Origin of the sequence: Pseudomonas sp. RW407, from assembly GCF_003176655.1 — a bacterium.
Lineage (GTDB): Bacteria > Pseudomonadota > Gammaproteobacteria > Pseudomonadales > Pseudomonadaceae > Pseudomonas > Pseudomonas delhiensis.
In genome coordinates this window covers 763,474-769,767 of the sequence record NZ_QGSL01000106.1, presented here as the reverse complement: position 1 = coordinate 769,767, position 6,294 = coordinate 763,474, and the positions used below count along the sequence as shown (strand labels likewise).

Annotated in this window: 5 protein-coding genes; all 5 read right to left on the bottom strand. The window is 71.5% G+C overall.

What is annotated here, in order from left to right; all coding sequences use genetic code 11:
- Positions 1-222 precede the first annotated feature (222 nt).
- Positions 223-834 carry a LysE family translocator gene (locus tag DK254_RS20315; RefSeq protein ID WP_109935213.1) on the bottom strand — a complete coding sequence of 204 codons (612 nt, stop codon included), beginning with the start codon at positions 832-834 and terminating at the stop codon, positions 223-225.
- Between the two features lie 79 nt (positions 835-913).
- On the bottom strand, positions 914-1,705 hold the full coding sequence (locus DK254_RS20310) for an AraC family transcriptional regulator (RefSeq protein WP_109935212.1): 792 nt from the start codon (positions 1,703-1,705) through the stop codon (positions 914-916).
- Positions 1,706-1,714: 9 nt separating this feature from the next.
- Positions 1,715-2,227, bottom strand: coding sequence for a chemotaxis protein CheW (locus DK254_RS20305; protein WP_256595916.1), 513 nt, complete (start codon positions 2,225-2,227; stop codon positions 1,715-1,717).
- Positions 2,224-3,261 carry a chemotaxis protein CheB gene (locus tag DK254_RS20300; RefSeq protein WP_109935797.1) on the bottom strand — a complete coding sequence of 346 codons (1,038 nt, stop codon included), beginning with the start codon at positions 3,259-3,261 and terminating at the stop codon, positions 2,224-2,226. The genes DK254_RS20305 and DK254_RS20300 overlap by 4 nt, the downstream gene beginning before the upstream one ends.
- On the bottom strand, positions 3,254-6,294 hold a 3,041-nt coding region (locus DK254_RS20295; RefSeq protein ID WP_146219633.1), incomplete at its 5' end, for an Hpt domain-containing protein. The genes DK254_RS20295 and DK254_RS20300, both read right to left, overlap by 8 nt.

Genomic DNA, 6,294 nt, shown 5'->3' with positions numbered 1-6,294 from the left:
ACGTGGCTTCCTCGAACAGGCCTAATACATAGATGCAATCGGGTTCCTCTGTTCAAAAGCGGGTTGACGGTGGGGGTGAGTCCATACATAGGAGCGGATCTCATCCGCGAATCGCGCCGGAACGCCCGGCTATCGCGGAAACGGGGGAATGCCATGCCTCACGGCGACCTGTAGGAGCGGACTCCGTCCGCGATTCGCGCGCAAGGCGCGCGCCTGCGCGCCTCAGAGCCCGCGCAGCGCCAGGCCGGCCAGGCCGAGCAGCAGCACGCCGCAGCCGGCGTAGCTGACGCGGTGCCAGAACAGCGAGGTGTTGCGCCGCAGCCAGTCCACCAGGCCGGCGCAGAGGAAGCACCAGATCAGCGACGAGAGCATGAAGCCGGCGAAGAACACCAGCGACTGCGACTGGCTCGGGGCGCCTTCGACGATGCCGGCCAGGGCGCTGCCCAGCGCGCCCCAGTAGACCACGTTCTTCGGGTTGGACAGCGAGATGGCAGCCCCGGAGGCGAAGGCGTTGCCGGCGCTGGTGGCCGCCTCCAGGTCGTCCAGCGGCGGGCGCCAGGCGTCGCGCAGGCCCTGGATGCCGAGCCAGGCCAGGTAGGCCGCACAGGCCAGCGTCAGGGGCACGCGCACCTGTTCGTGGGCCAGCAGCAGGGCCAGGCCGGTCAACCCCAGCAGTGCCCAGACCGCGTCGCCGATCAGCGAACCGAGCTGTACCAGCAGCGCCGGGCGGAAGCCGCCGGTCAGGCCGCGGCGCAGGGTTTCGCTGAACACTGCCCCGGGCGAGACATTGAAGGCGAAGCCGAACAGCAGGGCGGCGAGAAAGATGGCGAGCATGGGGCGGGACTCCGGAAAGCGGGAATGCGCCCATTCTCCCCGGGCGATGGCGGAAAAACTTGAACCGGATTGCGCTGCTTCAGCCGCGCAGCGTGCGCTGGTAGCGGCCGGGGCTGACGCCGTAGGCGCTGCGGAAGTGGCGGGTCAGGTGGCTCTGGTCGGCGAAGCCCAGGGCATGGGCGGTATCGCCCACGGCGACGCCCGCCCGCAGCAGCGCCAGGGCGCGCCGGGTGCGCAGCTGCATGGCCCACTGCCGCGGGCTCATCCCGGTGTGCTGCTTGAAGGCCCGCAGCAGGTGGAACCTGGAGACCTGCACCTGCTCCGCCATGGCTTCCAGGCTCAAGGGTTCGGCGAGGTTGGCGGCGAGCAGTTCCTGCAGGCGCTCCACCGGGCGCCGGCCAAGGGCCGCCGTCTCCGGCGGCCGGGTCCCCGCGTGCCGCGCCAGCTCGGCCAGCACCAGGGTCAGGCACTCCTCGCCGCGCTCGCGCAGGAAGGCGTCGCCGGACAGGGCCAGCTCCACCGCACGGGCCAGCTCCACCGCCAGCTGCGGGTGCGCCAGCAGCGGCCGCTCGAAGGCCAGGCGTTGCAGGCCGAGGCTCGCGGCCAGCACGGCTTCCGGCAGGTAGAGGCTGACGAAGCGCCAGGGCTGGCCGTCGGCGCCGCCGCCGCCCTGGATCTGCCCCGGGTTGTAGAGGGTGATGTCGCCGGCACTGGCCTGGAGGCTACGGCCGTCCAGCCAGATGTCCTCGCTGCCGCAGAGGTTGGCGCTGATGACGAATTCGTCGTGGCTGTGCTTGTCGAAGCGGTGCCCGCTCAGGGCCGCGCTGGCCACTTCGAAGCCGTCGCCCAGCCAGGCGTGACGCAGCGCCATGGCCGGGCCTCAGATCAGCCCGGCATCGGCGAGCTTCTGCTCCAGCGCCACCAGGTCGGGGATGCGCACCAGCTCGTCGCCGACGCTCACCGCCGCCAGCTCCAGCGGTGCCAGTTCGGCTTCTGCGCGAGGCAGCTCGGGGCCGACCTTGAGCGAACGCGGGATGCCCTGGGCCAGCAGCGCCAGGAACTTCACGTGGGGGCGGCCGCCCAGGGCGTTGAGGACGATGACCCGCGTCCCCGGGCCGGCCTGGGCCGAGCCGCCGGACGCCGCCTCGAAGGACAGCAGCGGCAGGCGCAGGTCGCGCCAGGCCACCTGGCCCAGGTACCAGGCCGGCAGGCCCGGCTGCGCCTGGGGCGCGCGGTAGGCGATCAGTTCGGCCACGGCCACGTTGGGCAGCAGCAGGGTGCGGTCGGCCAGGGGCACCAGCAGCCCGGTCAGGCTGGCGGGTGCCTCGTCGTCGCCGAGGTTGGCCGGGGTGCCGTTCACAGGGGCTTCCTGCGGCAGGGAAAGATCACTCATGACTCCACTCCAGTGGCCGCACACTGCGCGGCCAGGTGTTCGACCAGCGCCGCGGCGAGCTCGCGCGGGTCGGCCGAGAAGGTACTGTAGCCGCCCTCGCGCAGGCTGTCGGGCATGCTCGAGCAGGCGCAGCCGTCCGCGCGCTGCGTCCAGATCTCGGCGCCCTGGCGGCGCACGTAGGCCGCCGCGGCGCTGCCGTCGCTGCACATGCCGCTGAAGACTATCACCCCGCAGCGGCTGCCGAACTGCTGGGCGAGGTTGAGCATCATCTGGTCGATGGACGGGCTGTAGGGCTCCGGCCAGGCCCGCTGGCCCAGGCGCATCCGGCCGTCGTCGACGAAACCCAGCTCGTGCTGCACCGGCACCACGACCACTTCGCCGCAGCGCAGCCAGTCGGCGTCGCGGGCGAGGTTGACGCGCCACTGGCTATGCCGCCCCACCGCCTGCGGCAGGCTCTGCTCGAACGAGGGGGCGATGTGCTGGGCATAGAGGAAGGCCAGCGGCAGGCCGCCCGGCAGCGCATCGAGGAACGCCTTGACCGCCGCCGGGCCGCCCAGGGACGCGGCCAGCAGCCAGACCTGGCGCGCCGGCTCGCCCACCTGCAGCGGCGAAGCCGCCAGCCCGTCGGGCAGGGCGATGCGGCTGGGCCGCTGGGCCTCGCTCAGCAGCGCCTCCAGGCTCTGGCCGACGTTGGCGCTGGGGTCGCCCACCAGGCGCCGCAGCTTGCCCACCAGGCGCCGTTCCCAGCGCGGGTAGTGCTCGGAAAGCCGCTCGGGGGCATGGCCCTCGCCGAACAGCACCGGCACCTGCGCCTGTTCCAGCAGGTTGTCCAGCAGCGGCGTGTCTTCCTGCTGGGCCAGGTCGACCAGCCACAGGTCGGTCTCGCAGGCGGCCAGCTGGGCCTCGTCCAGGCGCCCGGGGTCGGCATTGAGCACCACCTGGTAGCCATGCCCGGCCAGGGCCTGCTGCAGCACGTGGCGCTGCAGCGAGGTGTCGGCGATGATCGCGATCCTTGCGCCACTCTGCTCAGGCATGGGCATTCACCAGTGCCTGGATGCTGTCGAGCAGCTCGGATTCCTGGTAGGGCTTGCCCAGGTAGCGGTTGACGCCGATGGCCAGGGCCCGCTCGCGGTGCTTCTCGCCGGTACGCGAGGTGATCATGATGATCGGCAGGTCCTTCAGGCGTTCGTCGTGGCGCACCAGGGTGGCCACCTCGAAGCCGTCCATGCGCGGCATCTCGATGTCCAGCAGCATGATGTCGGGCTTGTGTTCCTGCAGCTGGGCGATGGCGTCGACACCGTCCTTGGCGGTCAGCACGTTCATGCCGTTGCGCTCCAGCAGGCGGCTGGTGACCTTGCGCACGGTGACCGAGTCGTCCACCACCATGACCAGGGTCGGGCGCTGCTGCTCGCTGTCCGCCTGCGGCGCGCTGGGCAGCGCGCGGCGCGGCTGGGCATGCAGGGCGAGGCTGGCCAGGCGGGCGCGGATGGTCGCCAGCAGGTCGAGGATCACCACCACGCGGCCGTCGCCGAGGATGGTCGCGCCGGAAATGCCGCTGACCCCGGCGAACTGCGCGCCCAGGCTCTTCACCACGATCTCGCGGGAGCCGGCCAGGGCATCCACCTGCACCGCCACGGCATGTTCCGCGGAGCGCACCAGGATCACCGGCAGCGGCAGCGACTGGCCCACCAGCTTGGGCTGCTGGCCGTTGTTCAGCAGGTCGCCCAGGTACTTCAGCTCGTAGTCCTGGCCGGCATATTCGAAGTGCGGCGCATGGCCCTGCCTGCCGCCTTCCTCGTAGAGGGCCTCCAGCTCGTAGGGCGAGACGCGGACGATGCCCTCGATGGTGTTCAGCGGCACGGCGTACAGGTCCTCGCCGGAAAGCACCATGAGCGCGCGGTTCACCGACACGGTGAAGGGCAGGCGGATGGCGAAGCGGGTGCCCTTGCCCGGCTCCGACTGGATGCTCATGGAGCCGCCGAGCTGCTTGACCTCGGCGTTGACCACGTCCAGGCCGACGCCGCGCCCGGAAATCTGCGTGAGCTTCTCGGCGGTGCTGAAACCGGCCTCGAGGATGAACTGCAGCACCTCATGGTCGGAAAGCTCGGCATCGGCCGCCATCAGCCCGCGCTCGACGGCCTTGCGGCGCACCGCGTCGAGGCGGATGCCGCCACCGTCGTCGGCCAGGCTGAGGAGGATGTCGCCACCCTCGCGGCCCAGCTCCAGGCGGATGCTGCCGGCCTCCGGCTTGCCGGCGGCGCGGCGCGCGTCGGCGGATTCGATGCCGTGGTCGACGGCGTTGCGCAGCATGTGCTCCAGGGGCGCGACTATACGCTCCAGCACGGTGCGGTCCATTTCCCCTTCGGCGTTGCCGACGATGAACTCCACCTGCTTGCCCAGTTCGCCGGCGACCTGCCGGACGATCCGCCGCAGGCGCGGCACCAGGCGGTCGAAGGGCACCATGCGGGTGCGCATCAGGCCTTCCTGCAGCTCGGTGTTCACCCGCGCCTGCTGCAGCAGCAGGGTCTCGGCGTCGCGGTTCTTCGCGGCCAGGGTTTCCTTGAGGTCGAACAGGTCGGACGCGGACTCGAACAGCGCGCGGGACAGCTGCTGCAGTTGCGAGTAGCGGTCCATTTCCAGCGGGTCGAAGTCCTCGTAGCCGGCACGCTCGGCGTCGGCCTGGTGGCGCGAGAGAATCTGCGCCTGGGTCTCGGTGTCGAGGCGGCGCAGCTGGTCGCGCACCCGCTCGATGGTGGCGTCCATCTCCGTGAGGGTCGAGCCGACGTCGCTCACCTGTTGCTCGACGCGGCCACGGAAGATGGAGGTTTCGCCGGCCAGGTTGACCAGGTTCTCCAGCAGCGGCGCCGGGACCTTCACCAGCTCCTGCGGGGCGCGCCGCGCGGCGGCCTGCTGCGCGGCTTCCTGGGCGCGCTGGACGAAGGGCAGCACCTTGGGCGCCTCGCTGCGCGGCGGCTCGGCGACGGCCATGATGGCGCCGGCGGCCAGGACCGGCAGCGGCGCCTCGGCCGGCTCCGGCTCGCTGGCGGGCGGCGGCGTGACGGCTGCGGCGCTCTCCGCGGCGGCATCGGCCTCGCCGACCTGCTGGCGCAGGTGGTCCACTTCGTTCTGCAGGCCGTCGAAGCCCGACTGCACGTCGAGCAGCAGGCTGTCCGGCCAGGGCGCGCCCTGGCGCTGGGCTTCGGTGAGGTGCTCCTCGAGGTCGTGGGCGAGGTCGCCGAGGGCGTTCTGCCCGGCCAGCCTAGCGCCGCCCTTGAGGGTGTGGAGGATGCGCAGCAGCTCGTCGAGGGCGCCGTGGTCGCCATCGGCGTCCCAGCGGCCCAGGGCGTGCTCCATGCCTTCGAGCAGGTCGTCGGCTTCTTCCAGGAAGATGTCGATGATGTCCGCCGCCGGCTCGTCGCCGCCCAGCAGGGTCGAGGCCAGCGGCTGCAGGCTGACGCTGCTGGGCATGCTCAGCTGTTCGTCGGGGTTGGCGCGGAAGTCGCGGATCGCCGCGATCAGCGACTCGCCCTCGGGCACCGGCCGCCGGCCCTGCACCGCCTCGAGCATTTCCGCCAGGCGGTCGTGGCAGCGCTGGAGCAGCGCGAAGAGCCCGTCGCTGGCGCGCAGGCGCCCGCCGCAGAGGCCTTCGTAGAGGTATTCCAGTTCGTGGGCGAGGTCGCCGACGGGGCGGATCTCGGCCATGCGCGCGCCGCCCTTGAGGGTATGCAGGTCACGCTGCAGGGCCTCGAGCTCGACGCCGTTGTCGACGTTGCCCATCCAGCGCTGCAGCGCGCCGGCCGCGCTTTCCAGGATGTCGAAGCCTTCCTCGAGGAAGATGTCCACCAGTTCCTGGTCGTGCACTTCCAGCGGCTCGAACGCCGGCTCAGCCACGGGTTCGGTGTCGTCGGCCTGTTCCAGGGCCTGGGCGCTCGGGTCGCTTTCCGCCTCGTGGAGGAAGGTGGCGAGGTCGATCTCCTCCAGCACCGGATCGGCCGCCCCGGGCGCCGCGCTTTCGCTTTCCGGCTCGGGTTTGGGCTCCGACTCGGCTGCGATCCCGTCCACGACCG